A 22,072-nucleotide genomic window follows, 5' to 3' on the forward strand; every position below is an offset into this window, starting at 1 on the left:
ATTACCCCAGTCTCCCAACGGGAGGCTCTGGCAAGCGGCCAAGCTCAGGGCCGCGGCGGCGCTCAGGCAGAGTGAAAGGACCTTCACATCAGAGGGCGATCGCCACCAGGATGGCGATCAGGACGATGAGTATCCACTCCGTCGTCGTCAGATTGCCGCCGGCCGGCATCGAATCGATGCGCTGGGCGAGAGCGTGGATTTCTTCCTGGTCCAGGGCCGCGACACGATCAGTGGCGGCCACGCCGTCCACCCCCATGGCCTGTAGGCGTTCCTTGACGCTTGCCTGTTCCATGAACTGCAGCACCTTGGCACGCTCGGCATCCGCCGATTGGCGGGTGGCGACATCCGGGGTGGCGACCATTTCGGCGCGCAGGGCAGGCGTTTGGAAGCCAAGAGCCAGCGCAAGCAGCGCAGTCGGGACGACGCGGGCGGAAGTCTTCTTCATGGTGTTCTCCTTCTTTGTCGGTGAACATGCATCCGTTCGACTTCCCGTCGCGGCAAAAAATTCACTCGGCAGCCCGAGTTCTACGGAAATGGCCTCGTATCGAGCATTTTCGGCGACGATTGAAACACATTGAAACCATTGAGCTAGAACTCGCGGGACTTCACGACGCATTGCTCGGAAGACAGCCCCAAGTCGACGAAATGCGCGATCTCGATGCGCGATCTCGATGCGCTACGGCGAACGCGTGCGGCTGCCCGCGGCGCGGAAGGCGGCGGCGGATAGCTTGATCGTCGCAGTCGGCTACAGCTGCCGGGACCAAATCCTGCACGTCACGGGACGTCAGCCCCTGCAACCTTGCCCAGTTGCTGCAACTGGCGATGCAGGGCGGCGAAACGTGCTGAAGGAGGTCCCCATGAAAACGGAACTAGACCTGCCGACCCTCGGGTTGATCGCCGGTACACGCGGCATGCTCGGCGCCGGAATCGGGCTCTTGCTCGCCGATCGTCTCAGCGCCGAACAACGCCGGGCCGTCGGTTGGACGCTGCTGAGGGGGAATGACCGTGGCCCCGAAGCAAGCGGAATTCCCGATTTCGCCCATGGCATTTCGCCGCTATGCCGGCCGACCGCCCCCGTCTTCCGCCACAGCGGCTCTCCGGGCGGACCTGCACGTCTTTGGTCGTATCGCGTGCCATGCTCCGGACACGAGCAATTGAGTCGTCCGAGCGACCGCTCCGTCTATCGCGGAGCAGGTTTTACAGGGCTTGCGGCAAGTCTTACGCGGCGCTGGCCGCCGCGGATGACCGGCAACGCGGCAAACACTTAGTCACAAAGTTGTAACCGTTTAGGGGAATCATACGGGCACGCAACGACCCGCCTTTACCGACTGTCCCAGACGTGCCCCCCTCCTTTTCCCTACGACGCAAAACCTGGCTCAGCCATCTCTTACGCGATGACTGGACCATCCTGGCGCTTGGCAGCGTCGGAATTTCCCTCATCCTGATCGTCCTGATCTGGGTCGCCGCGTGGCAACGGCTTGACGCCGAAAAGGCCTTGCTCCGATACAACGCGACGGTGCATCAGGAGAACCTCGTCGCTGCGGTTTCCGAGAAACTGACCCGGACGCTGGACCGAGGACGGCAGATGGTTCTGGTCTCCGACGGGTCCATCGACGGCACCGCCAGTGGCCTGCAGGAGATCATCACCCCGCCTACCGGCACGGCTTCCGGCTTCGTGACCACGATGGTAATACTGACCGTCATGATCGCGTTGGCGGCCTCCGCCGTCGTCCGGGGAATCGCACGGCAGAAGCGGATCGTCGCCGCGCTCAAGGCCACCGATCACGAGAACCGTGCCCTCATCGCGCGACTTGAGGACGAGAAGCGCCGCGCCTTCGTCATGGCGGCCCACGACCACCTCACCGGCCTGCCCAACCGGCGAATGTTCGGCGAGCTTGTCGGCACGCATCTGTGCCGCGCCAAGCGCAGCCGCAAGCACTACGCGCTGCTCTACCTCGACCTCGACCGGTTCAAGGCGATCAACGACACGCTCGGGCACCACGTCGGCGATCTTCTGCTGCAATCCGTTGCCGGGCGGCTGCGCTCCACATTGAGAGAGTCGGACATCGTTGCGCGCCTGGGCGGCGACGAATTTGCCGTGCTGCTGACAGGGCTCGAAAGCGTCAGCGACGTGGAGATCGTCGCGGCCAAGCTCATCGAACAGATCGGCGTGCCGATGACAAACCTCGCCGAGCACGACATCCACGTCACGCCCAGCATCGGGATTGCGCTCTTTCCGCGCGACGGCCAGGACGTCGATTCCCTGTGTCGTCATGCCGATGCAGCCATGTACGAGTCCAAACGGACGGGCCGCGGCCAGTACACCTATTACGACCCCGGCCTCAATGTCGACAGGGACCGTCTGTTCAGCCTCGAACTGCGCCTGCCGAAGGCCATCGCCGACAACGAGCTGGTATTGCATTTCCAGCCCAAGGTCCGGCTGTCCGACTACCGCATCGTCGGTTTCGAAGCCCTGGTACGCTGGCAGCATCCCGAATTCGGCCTGATCTACCCTGGCGACTTCATCCCCCTCGCCGAGCGAAGCGGACTCATCGTCGAACTCGGCAACTGGGTCGCGGAAGCCTGCTGCCACCAGCTTGCGACCTGGAAGGAGAAAGGGCTCGACACCGTGCCGATCGCGTTCAATGTCTCCGCACGACAGCTGCAGGACGAGGAACTCCCGCAGCGCATCGAATCCATCCTCGCGAAGTACGACGTGTCCGCGAAGGACCTCGAAGTGGAGATCACCGAGACCACCCTCGTCGACTCCATCGAGATCGCCCGCCAGGTGCTCGACCGGCTCGAAAAGCTCGGCTTCGGCATCGCACTCGACGACTTCGGCAGCGGCTTCTCCAGCCTCGGCTACATCCGCACCTTCCCGATCCATCGCCTCAAGATCGACCGCGAGTTCATCAACGACATCCGCAACAGCCCGGACGACGGCGTCATCGTGGCCTCGATCATCGCACTCGCCCACAACCTGAACATGCAGGTGCTCGCCGAAGGCGTCGAGACGATCGACCAACTGATCCACCTTAAGACGGCGGGCTGTGATGAGGTGCAGGGCTACTTCTTCAGCCGGCCGGTTCCCGCCTCCCAGGCGCGCGAACTCCTCGTCCGGTCGATTCTCGCGCCCGCATCGTCATGCACAGCACCAACATAAAAACATAATGTTGGTCTGGTATTAATTCCGCTTCCGGTTCGAAAGAAGGAGTTACCCATGATCCCCAACGCCGAAAAAATCACCCAAACGATCGCCGACGTCCAAGACCGCAATCTCGACACGGCAACGGCCATCGCCAATGCCGCGCTCGACAGCAACGACCACCTGCTGGCCGCGACGCTCGGCACCTGGCGCTCCCTGATCGCCGAATTCGCCAATAACGCCAATACCATCGTCGACGTCAAAGAGGTCGGCGAGCTGATCAAGCTCGAAACCGCCCTCGGCTGGCGCCTGATCGACAAGAGCACCGAGTCCGCGCGCATCGCCTTCGAGATCATCGCCCAGTGCCAGCAGACGACGCTGGATCTGATCGAGCCGCGGATTTCGCACTTCACCCGGGAACTCGTCTCCCGCCTCGAGAGTGCCGCCGAATCCGTCAAGCCGGGCTCGAACCTCGCCTTCGCCGCCGTGATGTCCGCACTGGAAATCGTCAGGAATACGGCACAAAATACGCAGATTGAGACCGACAGCGCGACCGACGCCCCCGCCGAATCGGGCCGCGCCCGGAAGACCGCATAAGCAACAAGAACAAGAAAGAACAAAAAGAGCGCACCCGGCCCTTGCGCCGGAGTCCTCCATCCCCGCCCGGATCAGCGTCCGCGCGGGGATTTTCTTTTGCATTGCCCGATCGGCGTCAGCATCCTGCGGCTTCACATTGCGGATAGGCTCGCCTAGTATTCCAATACGCCATCTGCCCCACGCGCGGTCCCTCCCGCTGAACGAACTGGAGAAACGCTTGGCCGACCTGCCCGCCGACCGGGCCGTCGTCGCTTATTGCCGCGGGCCTTTCTGTCTCATGTCCGAAGAAGCGGTGAAGTTGCTACGTGCCAAGGGTTACACGGCCCACAGGATCACTGACGGGGTCAGCGAATGGGCAGCCGGCGGACTGCCGATCGAAACGTTGGCGAGGGCGCAGGCATGAACGATTCAACGGCTGCCCCCCTCGCCGAACATTGGGAAGGCATCTATCGCAGCAAACCGGCAACGGCCATGAGCTGGTATCGCCCACGACTAGACCGCTCCCTCTAAACGTCAGCGCTACGTCGAACTGGCCGCAGCCAGTCTTGAGCCCGGCGGCCATCTGATCGTCGCCACGTTTGCGAAAGACGGACCGCGCCATTGCAGCAAGCTCGACGTCGCCAATTACGACGCCGCTGCCCTGGCCGCAATTTTCGGCGATGGTTTCGAACTCCTTGGCGATGAAGGCGAGAGCCATGTCATGCCCTCGGGAAAAACCCAGGAGTTTCAGTACGCGATCCTGAAGCGGGTGGCCACGCCCCTCAGCGATACGGCCGCTGCAAACTGACGCTCGTTCATGCATGACCTTGACGCGCAGGTTTCACTTCCGCGTCACGATGTCGTTTTTGGTCTTGCCGACAATTGCAAAGAGTTCCCCTTGCTCGGCCGCCGGGACCTTGAACTTGTCCAGGGACTTCTTGAACTCCTTGGCCATGACGTCCCATTCGTTCTCACTGATGTTCAGGTGAGCGTGGGACTCCTTCATCGGCTTCCCCGTATATTTGCATGGGCCCCCCGTGACCTCGCAGACCATTTGGGAAACCTGGAACTTGAGGTAGGGAGTCGGCGAATTCTTGCGGCCCGCCTTGATGGCCGGATTCTTGTTGAGCGTCCGGTTCGCCACCAGACGATCAAGGAAATCATCGACCACGACGGTGATGCCTTTCAAGCCACCCAGTCGTTCGTACAGGGGCTTCTGAGTATCCGCCTGCTGGGCCGACACCAGTGGCGCGAACGAACTGCCGATCGTGAATGCCGCCGCGAGCAAAGCTATCCGAAATTTCTTCATTTCTTGCTCCTCCGCGCTGTTTTCGGGGCCCGCATTCGACAGTGGGCGCCATCGGCCCTGAAGATGGCAGTCCGGAACGTCCTCGGTACCCGAGGCACAGTTGCATACCTATCCCATGATAGGCACAACGGCGCAAATTTTTATCCGAAAGTCACAAGATGTGTCGGACTCGTGCATTGCTTCCCTGGCCGATTGATCTACGCAATAAACGGTATAAACTGTTCTAATGGTATAAACAGGAACCGGTAGTCCGGAACCGAACCCACAGTTTCAACCCGGCGCAGACACAAAAAGGGAGCGTGTGCTGAGGTAAGTCTGCCGAACGCGTTGGCGCGGTGTTGTCAACGCTCGACCTCCCCGGCCGTAAGGCCGCGGTCTCACACAAGAAAAAAATGTTTACGGTCATCAACGGTGACGGCGCCGAACCCCGGCCCGAGAATCATCATCAGAATCTCCTCGAAACGGTTCACGAAATCGAGCGCCTGGTAGTCGCCGGGCAGCTCCGAACCGGACAGAGCCTCGCCAGTGAATTCACCCCCATCGAACGCGCCTTCGCGACGGAGCAAATGTTCCGCGACGGCTTCGAGGAAGAGATTCTCGTCAAGGTCCTCGTACCCTGAGCGCCTGTTCGGTTACCGCGCCATGAGGCGGCGAACGCCGATCGGCTCCGCCGTCTCCTCGCACCGGCCATCGTCCCCGCTCCCTATTTCGCTCGCCTCGGCTTTGCCTTCCCGGCCGACGTATTGAGGGCGACCGCGGCGCGGATGAGTGCCTTGAACGCCTCCGCGTCGACCTCCTCCCCCTCATGGATGTCGATCGCGCGCCTGACCTTCCCGTCGAGGCTCGAGTTGAAGAGCCTGGCCGGATCCTCCAGGGAAGCCCCCTTGGCAAAGGTCAGCTTCACGATCGATTTGTAGGACTCGCCGGTGCAGAGGATCCCGTCGTGCGACCACACGGGAGTCCCCATCCATTTCCACTCCTCGACGACGTCCGGGTCGGCTTCCTTGATCAGCTTGCGCATCCTGCTCAAGGTCTCGCCGCGCCAATCCCCGAGCTCGGCGATTCTTCTGTCGATCAGTTCCGCTGCCCGCTCGGCATTGCTCGACTCCGACTTTGTCATGCTCAGTCCTCCGTGATCCATCTCGCATTCCTTCCGGAAGCAATACCATATACTGTCCATACCGTAAGAAGAGCCGCCAGCCATCGCGAAAGCACAACCAACCGTTTCAGACAAAATGGAGGGGTGTGGCGGGATCGCTCCGCGGACGATATGTCTGGGCTGGATCGGCGGAAGGGTAGGTACTCGTCTCGCGGAGATTCGAGTTCACACCAGGACAATGTTGACGGTCATAACTGGTGGCCGGACGGATGTTCCCCCGCACGACCATCACAGACATCTCCTGCAAGCCGTTCATGACATCGAACGGCTCGTCGCGACAGGCTTTTTGGGATACAGCCGCACCCTCGCCTATAAGTTCAGCCCGATCGAAAGGGCATACGTGACCGAAAAGATGCTACGTGACGGCTTCGATGTGGCGCTCGTTGCGAAGGTCCTGCTGCCCTAGCGGGACCTCCGTGACAGGTGATGCTTCCTCGGCTGCGGACTCTACTTCAGCCGTTGCAGCAATGCGGCGGCTCCGGGGTAGTCCTCCCGCAATAGCGCGAACTTGCGCGCATGCGCCCCCCAGGCGCCGCCGTGTTTCAGTGCGTCGATGAACCCCTCCCGATCGCAGATCCAGTTCCCGCCGAGCAGCGTCACGCCGCGCTCGAAGAGCGGATCCGGCAGGCAGCTCGCGCCCGGTCCGATCATCGCGAAATACCTTGCCGAACGGCAGTTCGCGAGCACGGCGTCGAGCGTGTCGTTGAGGAGGACGGTGCTCGTCGACAACACCTTGCTGCAGCTTGCGAGTTCGGAGGCGTCGAGCGTCACGCGATAGCCCGCGCCTTCGCCCGCCATCGTCGGGTCGAGTTCGGCGACGGTGAGCCTCGCGCCCGAGGAGACGATCCGGGGCACCAGCGGGCCGAAGAAGCCGATCATGCCGATGTGCTCGCCGGGCTGCGGATCGAGGAGGCCGATCGAATCGGCCGCCGAATCCGGGATGAACCCGGCTCGTTCGAAGAGGCAACGGGTCAGCGCGTTCACGACCGCGAAGCCGATCGTGCGCCTCGCCCCCGATTCGGACACGTACCAGCGCGCGACGGCCAAGCTGTCGCTGCCGGCCAGTGTGGCGATATCCGTGTCCGCAGCGAGCGAGGCGAGCGTGTCGCCAAGCAGCATGTAGCTCAGGCCGATGCTGCCGTCTTCCAGTTCGATGGCGCAGAATTCGGCGCTCTTCGTGCCCGGAATGAATGCCGGCGGCAAGTGAAGCGCGCGAATGCGCGGCAAAGTGGAGCGGGCACCGAAGCGCTCCAGCAGGGCGATGAGTTCGCTGGCGATAGTCATTGTTGAGTTCCTTTATCCCTTGCTGTCCTGTTTTCCCCAGACGACGGTCGCGGCCCGGTTCTCGGGCGAACGCAGCGCCCCGGGGAAATACATGGACGTAAGGCTCTTCGAATGCACGGGCGACTCCACCTGCGATCCGCCGAAGTGGCGCCAGTCGCGCAGCCAATAGATGTCGTCGGCGACTTCGAGGAAGCCGATGGTCTCGCGGTCGCCGATCAGGACGCCCTGCACGCGCAGCCCCTGCTCGCCCTTGGCGCGCTCGACGGCGGCGGCGACCTCCCGTGTCGCGCCGAACTCGCCGTCCGAGGCGATCAGCAGATCGGCGAGCTGCCACTGCGCGTCGGCCAAGCGCCCGATCGCGCGTTCGAGCGGTCCGCAGATGTCGGTGCCGCCGCTGAAGCTTTGTCCGAGAAAGCGCGTCAGCCGCTCGATGCCTTCCGCGTCGCGGCTCAGTTCGAGCTCGACAATCTCCTCCGGTCCCCCAAAGCAGAACACATGGCAGGAGCGCTTCTGGCGGTAGGCCGTGCGCGCCGCCTCCAGCACGATCGCCTTCGCGACCGCCTCCGCCCCACCGCGCATCGAGCCAGAGGTGTCGACGCACACCAGCAAGGGCCCCATCTCCAGCCGCCGCTCGGGCCGACGGTGCAGGCTCGGGCGCAGCGTCGGCTGCTGGCGGTGCACGACCTCCTGCAGACGGTCATTGTCCTCATAGGAAAGCAGCGTGCGCTCGGCGTGACGCGCGTGCCAGACGAGGCGCAGCCGCCGGAGCCGCCGGTTCGTGAGCAGCAGCGTCTCGACCGGCAACATGCGTGCGATGCGTCCCGAGCGATAGACGCCGCAGGTCTCGCCGGGAAGCTCGGGGACCGGCGTGACGCGTTGTTCCGCGCGCGGAGCACTCGCCTCTTCGAGCACTTCAGTGTCCCGCGTACGCGAATCCTCCCGCGCCTCGCTCGGCAACAGCCGCCCGAGACCCCGGATCAGGGCGGCGAGCTCGGGCAGGCGCTCGATCAGACGCCGCGTGCGCACGACCTCCTGCCAGGCGTCGCTCTTCAGCGTGCCTTGCAACTGATCCCAGTTGGCATTCTTGAAGAGGTCGTCGCAGTCGCCGAAGACCTCGGTAAGCTCGTGCATCACTCCGCAGCGCTCGCGCCAGTCGCCGCCGAACTCCTCGAGCATGCGCGCCACCGCCTCCGCCTCCGAGTCCCCGCGGTCCTGGAAATCGACGATGCGGTCGAGGTGCCACAGCAGCGAGCTGACGAGCTGGTCGGCGAGGTCGGGCTTGTCTTCGCAGAAGGCCGGCAGGTCGAGTTCAGCAAACAGCGCGGCCAGCGGGCCACCAAGCGGCGCGTCCGGCCACGCTAGTGCTTCCGGGTCTGGAAGACGTCCCGAGACGAGCGCATTGCGGCACGCAAGGAGACCGGCGAGCCGCGGCTCCAGATGCCCCTGCGAATTGATCAGCGATCCGAGCCACAGCTTGCGCGCAAGCGCGTCGAGCGGCGCCAGCGTCTCCTCGCGACGTGCGAAAAGCAGCGGAGACGGGAGTTCGGTTGTCACGCTTCGAGGGAATCGAATACAACCGGGTCCGGCTCGACGCCAGGATCATCGGGCAAGCGCGGCAAGGCGAGGAAGCCGGTGCGCGCGATACTCGTCCTGTCGCGCAGCGCCGCAAGCGCCTGGGCCGTCTCGGCGAGCCGGGCTGTGGCGTACTCCGCGAACGCCCGGTCGAGCCACAAACTCTGCGCCGCGTAACCATCGAGATCCCGGAGCAGCGCGTCGAGCTCGCCGGCGTAACCGGCCAGCCGCTCGCCCAGTTCGTCGATCTGGCGGATGCGCGCCGCGATGTGGCGCTCGCCGTAGTGACGCCGTCTCCGGCCCGGCATCCTCAACGCCGCTTCGCCATGCTTGCCGTCGCTGAACTCATCCCCGAATCGCAGGCGGCCGCTCTCGTCATAGTCGAGGTCGTCGGCCTCCTGCTCGACCTCAAGCTGGGCCTCGAAGGCCTCGACGACGCGCGTGAGGCGCGCCGGCGACATTGCCTCCCTCACCCCGAGCCGCGCGGAGAGCCAGTCGGCAATCTGCTGTTGTCGGGCGATGTCGGGCGCAACGCACCAGGGCAGCAGCCACAAGTCCCACGTCGAGACTTCGACACGGCCTTCGCTCGCGGCCGCCACGCGCAGCAGCCGGACGAGCTTCACCCATCGCCGGTCAGATACGTAGAGCTCCTCGCCGGCGAGGTAGTCGCGCAATTCGAGGAGCCGCGCCGTCACGGCCTGGGGCACCGCGACGTGCTGAGCAGCCTCATCGAGCGACTGGCGATCCGACGCGTCGAGCGGCGAGAACGGAGGCGGCAGCGTCTGCGCATCGAGACCGAGCAATGCGCGAAACCCCTCGGCGCTCACGGGCGCGACCGGCATGCGGATCAGGAAGCGGTCGAAGAAGGCCTCGCCGACCTCGTCCTCGGGCACCTCGTTCGTCGCACCGATCACGCTGATCAGCGGGCACGGCTCACGGTGGGCGCCGTTGTCGAATTCGCGCTCGTTGAGCAGCGTCAGCAACGCATTGAGAATCGCACTGTTGGCCTTGAACACCTCGTCGATGAACGCGATCGAGGCCTGGGGCAGGAAGCCTGCGGTCTGGCGCTCGTAGCGGTCCTCTTCGAGCGCGCTGATCGACAGCGGGCCGAACAGCTCCTCGGGCACCGAGAAGCGCGTCAGCAGACGCTCGAAGTAGCGGGCATCGGCGAACGCGAGATGCAGGCGCCGCGCGAGTTCGCTTTTCGCGGTGCCGGGCGGGCCGACGAGTAACGTGTGCTCGCCGGCGAGCGCGGCCAGCAAGGCCAGCCGCACTGCACGGCTTCGCTCGATCAGCCCGTGTTCCAGGGCCGCCAGAATCGATGGTAGTTTCACAGTTGCAGACACGAGATAGACCCTTCCAGCCGTGACATCGTCACCCGATACATGATAGCGAAGGCCACGGAGCCCCGTTTCCTTCGCCATCCGGTGATTGTGTTGCACGTCTTCGGGATTGCCCTTGATCCTGCGCATGTTTCGCGCCGAGGACCTCTACCCTGCGGACTGTGAGCGGCGCCTCCGCCGCCCGAAACGCTTACACGTCGAGGATCAGGCGAGCCGGATCTTCCAGCGCTTCCTTCATCGTGACGAGGCCGAGCACCGCTTCGCGGCCGTCGATGATGCGGTGGTCGTAGCTCATCGCGAGGTAGTTGATCGGACGGATCACGATCTGGCCGTTTTCGACCACCGGGCGGTCCTTGGTGGCGTGGATGCCGAGGATCGCCGACTGCGGCGGGTTGATGATCGGCGTCGACAGCATCGAGCCGAACACGCCGCCGTTGGAGATCGAGAAGGTGCCGCCGGAAAGCTCCTCGAGCGAGAGCTTGCCGTCCTTGGCCTTCTGGCCGAACTCGGCGATCTTCTTCTCGATGTCGGCGATCGACATCTGGTCGGCGTCGCGCAGGATCGGCACGACGAGGCCACGGGGGCTGCCCACGGCGATACCGATGTCGATGTAGCCGTGGTAGATGATGTCGGTGCCGTCGACCGAGGCGTTGAGGATCGGGAACTTCTTCAGCGCCGCGACCGCCGCCTTGACGAAGAAGCCCATGAACCCGAGGCGCACGCCGTGGGCCTTCTCGAACTTGTCGCCGTATTGCTTGCGAAGCGCCATGACCGGGGCCATGTTCACTTCGTTGAAGGTGGTCAGGATCGCGTTTTCGTTCTTCGACTGGATCAGGCGCTCGGCGATGCGCTGACGCAGGCGCGTCATCGGCACGCGCTCTTCCGGGCGCTCACCGGTCAGCGCGAGCGCGGCCGGTGCCGGCGCGGGCGTTGCCGGGCGCGCTTGGGCCGCGACGGCGTCTTCCTTCGTGACACGACCGCCGCGGCCGGAGCCCGCAACGTCCGCCGCGGCGACGCCCTTCTCTTCGAGGATCTTGCGCGCCGCGGGGCTCGCGGTGCCGGCGGCCGCGGCAGGCGCCGAGGCGGCAGCAGCCGGAGCGGCAGCAGGCGCCGCAGCGGCAGCCGGAGCACCGGCAGCAGCCTGCGCTTCGGTGTCGATCTGCGCGATCAGCTCGCCCGAGGTGACCGTGTCGCCGTTGGTCTTGATGATCTTCACCAGCACGCCCGCGGCCGGGGCCGGGGTTTCGAGCACGACCTTGTCGGTCTCGATGTCGATCAGGTTCTCGTCGCGGGCGACCATCTCGCCTTCCTGCTTGTGCCACGATACGAGCGTCGCCTCCGACACGGATTCGGACAGTTGCGGCACTTTGACTTCGATCAGCATGTAACTTTCTCCCAGTGTTCTTGAGTTTTTGGTTCGGCGTTCAGTTGGGGGACTGAGGCGTCGTATCCTGGATCGGCCCGAAGGCGTTCTCGATCACCGCCTTCTGCTGCGCGTTGTGCTTGGCGTAGTAGCCGACCGCGGGCGAGGCGGAGGCGGGACGCGCGACCAGCAGCAGGCGGCGCTTGCCGAGCACGTTGACGAGGTGCTGGCGCGAGGCGAGCCAGTACCACGCACCCTGGTTGCGCGGCTCTTCCTGGCACCACACCACTTCCTTGGCGTTCGGGAACTGGTTGATCGCCGCGGCGAAGGCGTCCGACGGGAAGGGGTAGATCTGCTCGATCCGGACCAGCGCCGTATCCTTGATGCCCTGCTCGCGACGGTGCGCGAGGAGTTCGTAGTAGATCTTGCCCTGGCACAGCACGACGCGCTTGACCTTCTTCGCATCGAGCGCCTCGACCTCGGGGATCACGGTCTGGAAGGTGCCCTTGGAGAGCTCTTCCATCGACGAGATCGCTTCCTTGTGACGCAGCAGCGACTTCGGCGTGACGATGATCAGCGGCTTCCTGATCTTGCGCACGATCTGGCGGCGCAGCAGGTGGAAGACCTGCGCCGGGGTCGTCGGCACGCACACCTGCCAGTTGTTCTCGGCGGCGAGGCTGATGAAGCGTTCGGGGCGGCACGAGGAGTGCTCGGGGCCCTGACCTTCGTAGCCGTGCGGCAGCATCATGACGAGACCGGAGAGCCGCCCCCACTTCGCTTCGCCCGAGCTGATGAACTGGTCGATGACGACCTGGGCGCCGTTCACGAAGTCGCCGAACTGCGCCTCCCACACGACGAGGCTATTGGGTTCGGTCGTCGAGTAGCCGTATTCGAAGCCGAGCACCGCTTCTTCGGAGAGCACCGAGTCGAAGCACTGGAAGCCGGCCTGGCCGTCCTGGATGTGGTCGAGCGGCTTGTAGATGCCTTCGTCCCAGCGCTCGCGCTTCTGGTCGTGCAGCACCGCGTGGCGGTGGAAGAAGGTGCCGCGGCCGACGTCTTCACCCGACAGGCGCACCTGGTAGCCTTGCGCCAAGAGGCTCGCGTAGGCGAGGTTCTCGCCCATGCCCCAGTCGAGCGCCGCTTCGCCACGGGCCATCGCCGCCCGGTCGTCGATGATCTTCTTGACGCGCGAGTGCAGCGCGAAGGTCGCGGGGATCGTCGACAGGCGCTCGCCCAGGCGCTGGATCTCCTGCACCGGGATCGCGGTGTCGGCGGCGTCCGTGTAGGGTTGCTTGAGGAACGGGGTCCAGTCGACAGCGAACTGGCGGTTGTGGCCGGAGAGCACCGGGTTCGACAAGAGCTCGCCACGGTCGAGGTGTTCGCGGTACTCGGCGATGATGCGGTCCGGCTCATCACTGGCGCAGGTGCCTTCGGTGACCAGACGGTCAGCGTAGAGCTTGCGCGTGCCCGGATGCTTCTGGATGGTGCGGTACATCAGCGGCTGGGTGACCATCGGCTCGTCCTGCTCGTTGTGGCCGAGCTTGCGGAAGCAGATGATGTCGACGACGACGTCCTTCTTGAATTCCTGGCGGAATTCAACCGCGAGTTGGGTGACGAAGGCGACCGCTTCGGGGTCGTCGCCATTGACGTGGAAGATCGGCGCTTCGACCATCTTGAAGATGTCGGTGCAGTAGAGCGAGCTGCGGTAGTCGCGCGGGTCGGAGGTGGTGAAGCCGATCTGGTTGTTGATGACGATGTGGATCGTGCCGCCCGTGCCGTAGCCGCGGGTCTGGGAGAAGTTGAGCATCTCCTGGTTCACGCCCTGCCCGGCCACGGCCGCGTCGCCGTGGATCAGCACCGGGATGACCTGCTCCTTGGCGTCGTCCTTGCGGCGCACCTGGCGCGCATAGACCGAGCCTTCGACCACCGGGTTGATGATCTCGAGGTGCGAGGGGTTGAAGGCGAGCGTGAGGTGCATCGGGCCGCCCGCGGTCATCACGTCGCTCGAGAAGCCCATGTGGTACTTGACGTCACCTGCGGTGAGGTCCGCCGCGGCCTTGCCTTCGAACTCCGAGAACAGCATCTTGGGCGACTTGCCCAGGGTGTTCACGAGCACATTCAGGCGGCCCCGGTGGGCCATGCCGATGACGATTTCCTGGCCGCCCAGGCGGCCGGCGGTGGCGATGACTTCATCCATCGCGACGATCGCCGATTCGCCGCCTTCGAGCGAGAAACGCTTCTGGCCGACGTAGCGGGTGTGCAGGTAGCGCTCGAGGGTCTCGGCGGCGGTCACGCGCTCGAGGATGCGCTTCTTCTTGGTCGCGTCGTACTTCGGGTTCGCGCGCGCGGCCTCGAGGCGGGCCTGGATCCAGCGCTTTTGCGCGATGTCGGCCATGTACATGTATTCGGAGCCGACCGAGCCGCAGTAGGTCTGGCGCACGGCCTCCAAAATCTCACGCAGCGTCGCGTGATCGGTCGAGAAGCCGTGAAACGACCCGGTGTTGAACGAGCGCGACAGGTCCGCTTCGGTGAAGCCGTAGTACGAGGGCTCCAACTCGGCAATGTGCGGCCGCTCGGTGCGGCGCAGCGGGTCGAGGTTCGCCCAGCGGTTGCCGAGGAAGCGGTAGGCGTTGATCAGTTGCAGCGTGCTGACCTGGCGCTTGTCGTCGCCCTCGCCCGCCGCGACCGTGCGCACCGGGCCGCGCTTGGCCATCTCGGCGAAGGCCGCGATCACCGGGCCGTGCGCGACGTCGCGCACCGCGGCGCCTGCCTGCGCCTGCAGGGCGTCGAAGTACCCGCGCCACTCCGCCGAAACGGACTCGCGATCTTCCAGATAGCTTTCGTAGATTTCTTCGACAAAGGGGGCATTGCCGCCGAACAAATGGGAACTGGCCTGCAGTTTGCGGATCACCTTGGGTCACCTCAGGATCGGACATAAAAAACAAGCCCCGCGGCGGAACCGCGGAGCTTGCGAAAAGGCGGACAGGAAAGGGAGAGCGCTAGGGATCTAGCCCTGCCCGCTGAGGAGGATTCAGCGACGGATGAAGGGATTCGGCACGTCGAGGTCGGTCGAGATCCAGACGCACTTGGTTTCCAGGTATTCCTTGATCGCATCGGCGCCCGACTCGCGGCCGATGCCGGAGCGCTTGTAGCCACCGAACGGGGACGTGTAGCTCGTCGCGCGGTAATTATTGACCCACACGGTGCCGGCCTTCAGCTTGTCGGTGACGTACATCGCGCGATGCAGGCTCTTGGTCCACACGGCGCCGGCGAGGCCGTACAGTACGTCGTTGCCGATGCGGACCGCGTCCTTCTCGTCCTTGAACGGGATCACGCACAGCACCGGGCCGAAGACCTCTTCCTGCGCGATGCGCATCTTGTTGTTCACACCAGTGAAGATCGTCGGCTCAACGAACTGGCCGGCCCCAAGATCCGGACGCGACTTGCCGCCGAGCACGCACTTCGCGCCTTCGTCCTTCGCGATCTGGATGTAGCTCATGATCTTTTCGAACTGCGGGCGGGTCGCGATCGGGCCGACCTGGGTGTCGAGTTGCGAGGGGTCGCCGATCTTGGCGGTGCTGACGAATTCGACGAGACGACGCACCACTTCGTCGTGGATGCTTTCCTGCACCAGCAGGCGCGAACCGGCCTGGCAGGTCTGGCCGGAAGCGGCGAACACGCCCGAGACGATGCCCTTCACGGCCTGGTCGAGGTCGGCGTCGTCGAAGACGATATTGGGCGACTTGCCGCCGAGCTCCAGCGTCACGGTCTTCAGGCCACGCGCGGCCGCTTCGTAGATCTTCTGGCCGGCGATCTCGCCGCCGGTGAAACCGATGTGGGCGGTGTCGGGATGCTCGACGAGCGGCGCGCCGACTTCATGGCCGAAGCCGGTGACGACGTTGACGACGCCCGGCGGGAAACCGGCCTGGGCGAAGAGCTTCGCGAACTCGATCGCGGAGGCCGAGGTGAATTCAGAGGGCTTGATGACGACCGTACAACCGGCGGCGAGCGCCGGCGCGAGCTTCCAGCTCGTGAGCGTCAGCGGCGAGTTCCACGGAGTGATGATCACGACCACACCCTTCGCCTCGTACTTCGTGTAGCAGAACACGCCCTTCTTGTCGGTCGGGATCACGTGGCTCTCGATCTTGTCGGCGAGGCCCGCGTAGTAGTGGAAGTAGTCGCCCATGTACTTCACCTGCGCGACGACTTCAGCGGCGAGCTTGCCGTTGTCGCGGCGCTCGATTTCGGCGAGGTGTTCGGCGTTCGCGACGATCAGGTCGGCGAGCTTGCGCATCAGCTTGCCCCGCTCGCTCGCGGAGAGCGAAGCCCACACGCCTTCCTCGAAGGCAGCGTGCGCAGCGGCGACCGCGGCATCGGCGTCGGCCTTGCCGCCGCGGCCGATCAGCGCCCAGGCTTCGCCGCTATAAGGGTTCTCGGTCGGGAAGTACTCGCCGGACGCAGGCGGAACTTCGGCGCCGTTGATGAACTGGCCGTACTTGGGGAGGGAATCGAGACGCGACATCGTGAGCTCCATCGAGGAATTCGCACTAAGTGGGCGGTGCGCAGCGGGGCTTTCCCCAGCCGCCGGCGCCTCCGCCGGACCAGCTATCGTTGCACCGAACGAAACATGGTTCTATTTTAATCAAAGTTCCGGCGATTTCAAGACTGATTTTTCGAAAGAAAAAAGCCAGGCAGCAGACGCCACCTGGCTCAAGCAATACTGAGGAGAAACTGCGGTAAAGCGCGGGGCACGATGCTCGGCGCCCCGCTTTGCTGCATCAGAACGAGTGACGGATGCCCAGGTTGATCGCGCGGTCGGCGCCCGGAACCATCGCGCCGCTCTGCGGGCTGCCGAGGAAGAAGATGGCGTTGTCCTTGTTGTCCAGACGTGCGTAGGCGGCGTAGAGCGCGGTGCGCTTGCTCAGGTCGTGCGTGTAGCCAACAGCCCACATCGCGGCATCCCTGTCAGTCGCATCGTCATTGTGGCGGACGTAGGACACCATCACCTTATCAGCCTTGCCGATCGGTGCATTGGCGCCGATCAGCCACTGCCTGGACTTTGCGCCGCGCGTCGGCGCAACGCTCGCCGCGTTGTCATCCACGTCGCGGTTGACCTGGCCCAACGCGTAGAGCTTCACGACATTGAAGTCATAGCTCGCGCCGAGCTGGAATTTGCGTGCATAGAAACTGTCGGTTACGTCGCGCTTGCTCGTCGCCGTGGCACCGATCGAGAACGGCCCGCCGTTGTATTGCAGGCCGGCACCGACATAGTTGTTTCCTTCGTTCGACTGCTCTCCGAAGCCGTAGATCACGGTCGCCTGCACGCCGGCGATGACCGGACTGGTGTACTTCACCGAGTTGTCGGCACGGACCAACAGGGCCTTCATCACGTTGCTCGCTTGAGCGCTGAACTGATGGTCGAACGGATCATAGAAGGAGTTGAAGCCGTCCTCGGGCGTGTACTGGCGGCCAAGGCCGAGGGTGCCGTAACTGTCACTCGCCAGCGCGACGAAGGCCTGACGCCCGAAGGCCTTGCCCGCATGCTGCTCGTTGCCGTTGTCGATGCGCACACCGTTCTCGAGCACGAAAGTCGCCTTCAGGCCGTTGCCGAGATCCTCGGTGCCCTTGAAGCCGATGCGGCTCGAGCGCGACATGCCGCTCTGGATGCCGTTGCCATGCGCCCCGGTCTCGGTGTTCCGCTCATTGACGAATGCAGCATCGACGATGCCGTAGATCTGCACGTTGGACGACTGCGCGAACGCCGGCACGGCCGCGCATCCGAGCGCTGCGCAAACAAGGGTCTTTTTCATCTGATCCACTCCTCCACTGGTTTCCAAGTCAGACGGCGATTTCGCTCTGTGTGTCTTCGCCTGTCGTGATCGTTTGGTCTCGTTGCTTACGAATTGCAACATGGGACAACAACCGAATCCTAGAACATACTTTTGTGTGTCGCAACTATTTTTTGGAACCGTAATTCGTCTAATAGAACTTCATCGTCACGACATCCCGCTTTCGCCCCAACAGCCGGGCGCAAAGGAGAAGCCGCGTGGGCCTAACGCGTTCCCATCGAGGCGAAATGCCGCAGCATGCGCTCGGCGTCAGGTTCGAGGCCGGTGAAGTGGCGGAAGGCATCGACCGCCTGGAACACGGCCATTCCGCCACCGTCGAGCGTGCGGCAGCCCTTTTCCCTCGCCACGCGCAACAGTTCGGTTTCGAGCGGGAAATACACGATCTCGGCGACCCAGTGCGAAGGCTTGAGCAGCTCCGCCGGCAGCGGCAGGCCCGGGAATTTCGCCATGCCGGTGGGTGTCGCGTGGATCAGGCCGTCCGCCTCGTCCATCGCCGAGGCGAGATCGGTGCAGACGAAGGCGCGGCCGTCCCCGAAGTCTCGGCACAGGTTGCCGACCAGCGCTTCGGCGCGTGCGGGGTCGGCGTCCCGTACCGTCAGCCGCTTGACGCCCTGGCTGAGGGCAGCGTGCGCGACCGCAGCGCCCGCACCGCCGGCGCCGAGCTGCACGACGCGATCGCGCTTCGCATCCGGCAGGCCGCGACGGAAGCTTTCGCCGAATCCGGAACAATCGGTGTTGTAGCCGTAGCGTTTGCCGTCGCGCAGCACGACGGTATTGACCGCGTTGAGCGCGCGCGCGTCGTCCGACAGTTCATCGAGGAGCGGGATCACCGCCTGCTTGAACGGGAAAGTGATGTTCAGGCCGCAAAAGCCCATCCGCTCGGCGGCCTGCAACAGGTCCGGCAGCTCATCGACCCCGAGCCCGAGAAGCTCGGTGTCGATCTTCTTGTACATATAGCGCACGCCCTGCTCGTCGCCCTCGCGCTCGTGCATCGGCGGGGTCCGCGATGCCTGGATGCCGGACCCGATCAGGCCGCATAGAAAGGATTGCTGTTTGGGGGATGCAGTCATCGTGATGGCTCCGTGCCGCGGTATGTTGAAGAGAGGCTTTAGTTGAGGACCTTGGTCCAGCGTTCGATATCGGCCGCGAGGCGCGACCGCAGCGCGGACGGCGTGGCGCGCTCGGCAGCCACCGGCTTGGCGTTGAGTGCCGGGACGGCGGCATGTCCGCTGAAACGAGCGCGGCGACGACCGCAAGGGCTCGCCTGATGAAAGGGGACATGGACAACTCCTGACTCGACTGTTGAAGGCGTGACGATCGGACGGCGTTCAGGACTCGCGTTCGGAGCCCTGCACCGACAGCGCCGGCTCGGCTTCTTCCGCGTCCGGCCGGTCGGCGAGCAGGCGCCCGATCACGAGCACGCCCAGCGCGCCGACGACGGCTGCGCCATACTTCGCCGTGGCCGGGACGCCGGCCGCGAAGATTCCCGAAAAGGCGGTGTCGGAGATGAACATTTCGCCCGCGATCCACCCGAGCAGACCGCCGCCGACCACGATGAAGGCCGGGAAGCGGTCCATCAGCAGCATGACAAAGCGGCTGCCCCAGACGATGATCGGTACCGACACGAGGATGCCGAACACGACGAGGCCGATCTCGCCGCGCGCTGCGGCGGCAACCGCGAGCACGTTGTCGATGCTCATCACGGCGTCGGCGACGATCACGGTTCGGATGGCGCCGAGCAGACTGTCGCTCGCGCGGACGTCCCCGTGCGCGTCGCCCTCCTCCGGCTGCAGGAGCTTGACGCCGATCCACAGCAGCAGCGCCGCGCCGACAATCTTCAGGTAAGGCAGGCTCAGCAACTGCAGGGCGAAGAAGATCAGCACGATGCGTAGCGCGATCGCGCCGACGACACCCCAGAAGATGCCCTTGTTGCGCAAATCTTCCGGCAGCTTGCGGCAGGCGAGTGCGATCACGACCGCGTTGTCGCCCCCGAGCAGGATGTCGATCGCAATGATCTGGGCGACGGCAAGGAGCCAGCCGCCGTCGAGGAACATTTCCGTCATCGCTTCACCATGCTGTGCTGGTCTGCCACCCGCGTCTTACTTCGCGCCGCGGACCTTGGCGATCTCGGCGTACACGTCCTTGACGAAGGGCTCGCCGATTTCCTTTGTGTACTTCTCGATCACCGGCTTGACCTTCTCGCGCATCTTCGCCATCTCTTCCGGCGGCAGCTCGGTGACCTGCAGCTTCTTCTTCAGGTAGTCGAGGGCCTCGGCGTTCTTCTTCGCCGACACCTGGCGTTCGAAGTCGCGCGCCTCGTTCGCCGATTCCTGGATGATCTTCTGCTCGGCCGGGGTCAGCTTGTCCCAGGCCTTCTTGCTCATGATGATGATCTGCGGGTTGTACTGGTGACGCGTCAGCGTCAGGTACTTCTGCACCTCGTCGAACTTCATCACCGGGATCGTCACGAGGGGGTTCGTCGCGCCATCGACGGCGCCCTGCTCCAGCGCGTTGTAGACCTCGGGGAAGGGCAGCGGCGTCGCGTTCGCGCCCAGCGCATTCATCATGTCGACGTACACCGGGGTCTGGATCACGCGGATCTTCAGGCCGGCGAGGTCCTCGAGCTTCTTGACCGGGCGCTTGTTGTTGGAGATGTGGCGGAAGCCGAGTTCGGGATACGCGAGACCGACGATGCCCTTCTCCGGCAGCTTGTCCATCAGCTTCTTGCCGATCGGGCCATCCATCACCGCGTGGGCTTCCTTCTCGTTGTCGAACAGGAAGGGGAAGTCGAGCACCGAGAATTCCTTGGCGAGCCCGTTGAGCAGGCTCGCGTTCATCTGCGACAGCTCGACCGTGCCGCCCTGCAGCGAGGACACGACCTGAAGGTCGCCGCCCAGCGCGCCGCCGCCGAAGATCTTGACGTTGAGGCTGCCGCCGCTCTTTTCCTTGACCAGCGCGGCGAACTTCTCGACTCCGTCGTACTGCGCGGTGCCGGGGTTGGTCTGCATCGCGAGCTTCAGGTCACGCGCCTGCGCGTCGAGCGACACCGTAGAGCCCAGCGCCATCAGCGCGAACGAACCGACCATGCTTGCGACCAGCTTCTTGATCCCGTTTTTCATCTTGTCTCCTTCTCCTGCGTTTGGATGTTGTGACTTGCTACCCGAGCGTGCGCGACGCTCAACCTGCGAACCAGCGTGCCGGCACCAGTACCAGGGCCGGGAAGAACACCAGCGAGAACAGCACCAGCAACTGCGCGATCATGAACGGCCAGACGCCTTTCATCAGGTCGTCCATGCTGATCTTGCCGACCCCGGCGACGACGTTGAGCACGGTGCCCACCGGCGGCGTGATCAGGCCAATCGCGTTGTTCATGATGAACAGGACGCCGAAATACACCGGGTCGATGCCCGCCTGCTTGATCACCGGCATCAGCACCGGCGTCATGATCAGAATCGTCGGCGTCATGTCCATCGCGGTGCCGACGGCGACGACCAGCAGCTGGATCATGATCATCAGCATCAGCTTGTTGTCCATGAAGGGCTGCAGGATCGCGATCAGGTCGCCCGGCAGGTCGGCGACGGTGATCAGCCACGCCGACACCATCGCCGCGGCGACGAGGAACATCACGATCGCGGTCGTCGTCGCCGAGCTCACGAACACCGCATAGACTTCGCTCGGCTTGAGCTCCTTGTAGACGAACACCGCGACGAACAGCGAATACACCGCCGCGACGACCGCCGCCTCGGTCGGCGTGAATACGCCGAACTTCAGGCCGACGACGATGATCAACGGCAGCACCAGCGCCCACACGCCGTCGGCGGCAATCGCGCCGATTTCCTTCAGCGATTTGCGCGGCAGGGGTTTGACGTTCTCCTGGCGCGCCACGTAGGCCCAGGCCAGGCACAGGCCAACGCCCATCATCAGCCCCGGGAAGATGCCGGCGAGGAAGAGCTTCGAGATCGACACGCCGCTTGCGACGCCGAACAGCACGAAACCGATCGAGGGCGGGATGATCGGCGCGATGATGCCGCCCGAGGCGATCAGGCCGCAGGAACGGGCCTTGTCGTGGCCGGCGGCGGTCATCATCGGCACCAGCAGCGCGGCGAGCGCGGCCGAGTCGGCGACCGCCGAGCCGGAGAGCGACGCGAGCAGGCAGGACGCCATGATCGCGACGTAGCCGAGCCCGCCCTTGAAGTGGCCGACCAGCGCGAGCGCGATATTGACGATGCGCTTCGACAGGCCGCCGACGTTCATCACCTCGCCGGCGAGCAGGAAAAAGGGCACGGCCATCAGCGGGAAGCTGTCAGCGCCGTTGATCAGGTTCTGCGCGACGATCTGCGCGTCGAACATGTCCATGAAGTACATCAGCGCGACGCCACAGACGAGCAGCGCGAAGGCGATCGGCATCCCGAGCGCCATCGCGCCGAGGAGGGAGCCGAGGAAAACGGCAACGGTCATGATGGGTCTCCTTC

General features: G+C 64.3%; 19 protein-coding genes and 1 pseudogene. 6 read left to right on the forward strand and 14 right to left on the reverse strand.

Going from position 1 to position 22,072, the window contains the following annotated elements; translation table 11 throughout:
* Positions 1-88: 88 nt before the first annotated feature.
* A complete protein-coding gene (locus AZKH_RS25060; protein WP_015452112.1) occupies positions 89-445 on the reverse strand; it encodes a PA2779 family protein in 357 nt (118 codons plus the stop codon).
* Positions 446-1,339: 894 nt separating this feature from the next.
* On the opposite strand from AZKH_RS25060, the gene AZKH_RS25065 reads away from it, so the two are divergent.
* The 3 genes and pseudogenes from AZKH_RS25065 to AZKH_RS25075 all read left to right on the forward strand — a co-directional run.
* Complete coding sequence (locus AZKH_RS25065) at positions 1,340-3,163, forward strand: bifunctional diguanylate cyclase/phosphodiesterase (protein ID WP_015452114.1); 1,824 nt, start codon at positions 1,340-1,342, stop codon at positions 3,161-3,163.
* Between the two features lie 57 nt (positions 3,164-3,220).
* Complete coding sequence (locus AZKH_RS25070; RefSeq protein ID WP_015452115.1) at positions 3,221-3,742, forward strand: phasin family protein; 522 nt, start codon at positions 3,221-3,223, stop codon at positions 3,740-3,742.
* Between the two features lie 169 nt (positions 3,743-3,911).
* Positions 3,912-4,145: pseudogene (locus AZKH_RS25075) on the forward strand (rhodanese-like domain-containing protein); the annotation flags it as partial.
* Positions 4,146-4,562: 417 nt separating this feature from the next.
* On the opposite strand, the gene AZKH_RS25080 reads toward AZKH_RS25075, so the two are convergent.
* Positions 4,563-5,030 carry a group 1 truncated hemoglobin gene (locus AZKH_RS25080; RefSeq protein WP_015452117.1) on the reverse strand — a complete coding sequence of 156 codons (468 nt, stop codon included), beginning with the start codon at positions 5,028-5,030 and terminating at the stop codon, positions 4,563-4,565.
* 335 nt (positions 5,031-5,365) lie between these two features.
* On the opposite strand from AZKH_RS25080, the gene AZKH_RS25085 reads away from it, so the two are divergent.
* The gene (locus AZKH_RS25085) at positions 5,366-5,650 is read left to right on the forward strand and encodes a hypothetical protein (RefSeq protein ID WP_015452118.1); all 285 of its coding nucleotides are present in this window, start codon (positions 5,366-5,368) and stop codon (positions 5,648-5,650) included.
* Positions 5,651-5,733: 83 nt separating this feature from the next.
* Here the strand turns inward: AZKH_RS25085 and AZKH_RS25090 are convergent, their stop codons facing one another.
* Positions 5,734-6,150 carry a DUF1801 domain-containing protein gene (locus tag AZKH_RS25090; protein WP_015452119.1) on the reverse strand — a complete coding sequence of 139 codons (417 nt, stop codon included), beginning with the start codon at positions 6,148-6,150 and terminating at the stop codon, positions 5,734-5,736.
* A gap of 217 nt (positions 6,151-6,367) precedes the next feature.
* On the opposite strand from AZKH_RS25090, the gene AZKH_RS27805 reads away from it, so the two are divergent.
* Positions 6,368-6,595 (forward strand): hypothetical protein, encoded by a 228-nt coding sequence (locus AZKH_RS27805; RefSeq protein WP_041657948.1) that lies wholly within the window; start codon positions 6,368-6,370, stop codon positions 6,593-6,595.
* A 41-nt stretch (positions 6,596-6,636) separates the two neighbouring features.
* On the opposite strand, the gene AZKH_RS25100 is transcribed toward AZKH_RS27805, so the two are convergent.
* The 6 genes from AZKH_RS25100 to AZKH_RS25125 all read right to left on the reverse strand — a co-directional run bounded on the left by AZKH_RS25100 (position 6,637) and on the right by AZKH_RS25125 (position 16,273).
* Entirely contained in the window at positions 6,637-7,473 is an 837-nt protein-coding gene (locus tag AZKH_RS25100; protein WP_015452121.1) for a Rossmann-like domain-containing protein, read from the reverse strand.
* 12 nt (positions 7,474-7,485) lie between these two features.
* The gene (locus tag AZKH_RS25105; RefSeq protein WP_015452122.1) at positions 7,486-9,027 is read right to left on the reverse strand and encodes a VWA domain-containing protein; all 1,542 of its coding nucleotides are present in this window, start codon (positions 9,025-9,027) and stop codon (positions 7,486-7,488) included.
* Complete coding sequence (locus AZKH_RS25110) at positions 9,024-10,379, reverse strand: AAA family ATPase (protein WP_015452123.1); 1,356 nt, start codon at positions 10,377-10,379, stop codon at positions 9,024-9,026. The genes AZKH_RS25105 and AZKH_RS25110 overlap by 4 nt, the downstream gene beginning before the upstream one ends.
* Positions 10,380-10,578: 199 nt before the next feature.
* The gene (gene odhB, locus AZKH_RS25115; RefSeq protein ID WP_015435443.1) at positions 10,579-11,772 is read right to left on the reverse strand and encodes a 2-oxoglutarate dehydrogenase complex dihydrolipoyllysine-residue succinyltransferase; all 1,194 of its coding nucleotides are present in this window, start codon (positions 11,770-11,772) and stop codon (positions 10,579-10,581) included.
* Between the two features lie 40 nt (positions 11,773-11,812).
* Complete coding sequence (locus AZKH_RS25120; RefSeq protein WP_015452124.1) at positions 11,813-14,662, reverse strand: 2-oxoglutarate dehydrogenase E1 component; 2,850 nt, start codon at positions 14,660-14,662, stop codon at positions 11,813-11,815.
* A 120-nt stretch (positions 14,663-14,782) separates the two neighbouring features.
* Positions 14,783-16,273 carry an aldehyde dehydrogenase gene (locus AZKH_RS25125; protein WP_015452125.1) on the reverse strand — a complete coding sequence of 497 codons (1,491 nt, stop codon included), beginning with the start codon at positions 16,271-16,273 and terminating at the stop codon, positions 14,783-14,785.
* Between the two features lies 1 nt (position 16,274).
* Between AZKH_RS25125 and AZKH_RS27385 the strand changes: the two genes are divergently transcribed.
* Complete coding sequence (locus AZKH_RS27385; RefSeq protein WP_156822316.1) at positions 16,275-16,475, forward strand: hypothetical protein; 201 nt, start codon at positions 16,275-16,277, stop codon at positions 16,473-16,475.
* Between the two features lie 54 nt (positions 16,476-16,529).
* Here AZKH_RS27385 and AZKH_RS25130 read toward each other — a convergent pair whose 3' ends face one another.
* From AZKH_RS25130 to AZKH_RS25150, 5 genes are all read right to left on the reverse strand, one after another.
* Positions 16,530-17,561, reverse strand: a complete 1,032-nt coding sequence (locus AZKH_RS25130) for a porin (RefSeq protein ID WP_015452126.1) — start codon at positions 17,559-17,561, stop codon at positions 16,530-16,532.
* 242 nt (positions 17,562-17,803) lie between these two features.
* Positions 17,804-18,670, reverse strand: coding sequence for a shikimate dehydrogenase (locus tag AZKH_RS25135; RefSeq protein WP_015452127.1), 867 nt, complete (start codon positions 18,668-18,670; stop codon positions 17,804-17,806).
* A 258-nt stretch (positions 18,671-18,928) separates the two neighbouring features.
* The gene (locus AZKH_RS25140) at positions 18,929-19,663 is read right to left on the reverse strand and encodes a TerC family protein (protein WP_015452128.1); all 735 of its coding nucleotides are present in this window, start codon (positions 19,661-19,663) and stop codon (positions 18,929-18,931) included.
* A gap of 36 nt (positions 19,664-19,699) precedes the next feature.
* Positions 19,700-20,719 (reverse strand): TRAP transporter substrate-binding protein, encoded by a 1,020-nt coding sequence (locus AZKH_RS25145; RefSeq protein WP_015452129.1) that lies wholly within the window; start codon positions 20,717-20,719, stop codon positions 19,700-19,702.
* Between the two features lie 58 nt (positions 20,720-20,777).
* Complete coding sequence (locus tag AZKH_RS25150; RefSeq protein WP_015452130.1) at positions 20,778-22,058, reverse strand: TRAP transporter large permease subunit; 1,281 nt, start codon at positions 22,056-22,058, stop codon at positions 20,778-20,780.
* Between the last annotated feature and the right edge of the window lie 14 nt (positions 22,059-22,072).

The sequence above is a fragment of the Azoarcus sp. KH32C genome, assembly GCF_000349945.1.
Classification (GTDB): domain Bacteria; phylum Pseudomonadota; class Gammaproteobacteria; order Burkholderiales; family Rhodocyclaceae; genus Aromatoleum.

Excerpts from the sequence above, each read along its gene's own strand:
- AZKH_RS25060 (WP_015452112.1), bottom strand. The coding sequence starts at position 445 with ATGAAGAAGACTTCCGCCCGCGTCGTCCCGACTGCGCTGCTTGCGCTG.
- AZKH_RS25070 (WP_015452115.1), top strand. The coding sequence starts at position 3,221 with ATGATCCCCAACGCCGAAAAAATCACCCAAACGATCGCCGACGTCCAA.
- AZKH_RS25080 (WP_015452117.1), bottom strand. The coding sequence starts at position 5,030 with ATGAAGAAATTTCGGATAGCTTTGCTCGCGGCGGCATTCACGATCGGC.
- AZKH_RS25090 (WP_015452119.1), bottom strand. The coding sequence starts at position 6,150 with ATGACAAAGTCGGAGTCGAGCAATGCCGAGCGGGCAGCGGAACTGATC.
- AZKH_RS27805 (WP_041657948.1), top strand. The coding sequence starts at position 6,368 with ATGTTGACGGTCATAACTGGTGGCCGGACGGATGTTCCCCCGCACGAC.
- AZKH_RS25100 (WP_015452121.1), bottom strand. The coding sequence starts at position 7,473 with ATGACTATCGCCAGCGAACTCATCGCCCTGCTGGAGCGCTTCGGTGCC.
- odhB (WP_015435443.1), bottom strand. The coding sequence starts at position 11,772 with ATGCTGATCGAAGTCAAAGTGCCGCAACTGTCCGAATCCGTGTCGGAG.
- AZKH_RS25125 (WP_015452125.1), bottom strand. The coding sequence starts at position 16,273 with ATGTCGCGTCTCGATTCCCTCCCCAAGTACGGCCAGTTCATCAACGGC.
- AZKH_RS25130 (WP_015452126.1), bottom strand. The coding sequence starts at position 17,561 with ATGAAAAAGACCCTTGTTTGCGCAGCGCTCGGATGCGCGGCCGTGCCG.
- AZKH_RS25135 (WP_015452127.1), bottom strand. The coding sequence starts at position 18,670 with ATGACTGCATCCCCCAAACAGCAATCCTTTCTATGCGGCCTGATCGGG.
- AZKH_RS25140 (WP_015452128.1), bottom strand. The coding sequence starts at position 19,663 with ATGACGGAAATGTTCCTCGACGGCGGCTGGCTCCTTGCCGTCGCCCAG.
- AZKH_RS25145 (WP_015452129.1), bottom strand. The coding sequence starts at position 20,719 with ATGAAAAACGGGATCAAGAAGCTGGTCGCAAGCATGGTCGGTTCGTTC.
- AZKH_RS25150 (WP_015452130.1), bottom strand. The coding sequence starts at position 22,058 with ATGACCGTTGCCGTTTTCCTCGGCTCCCTCCTCGGCGCGATGGCGCTC.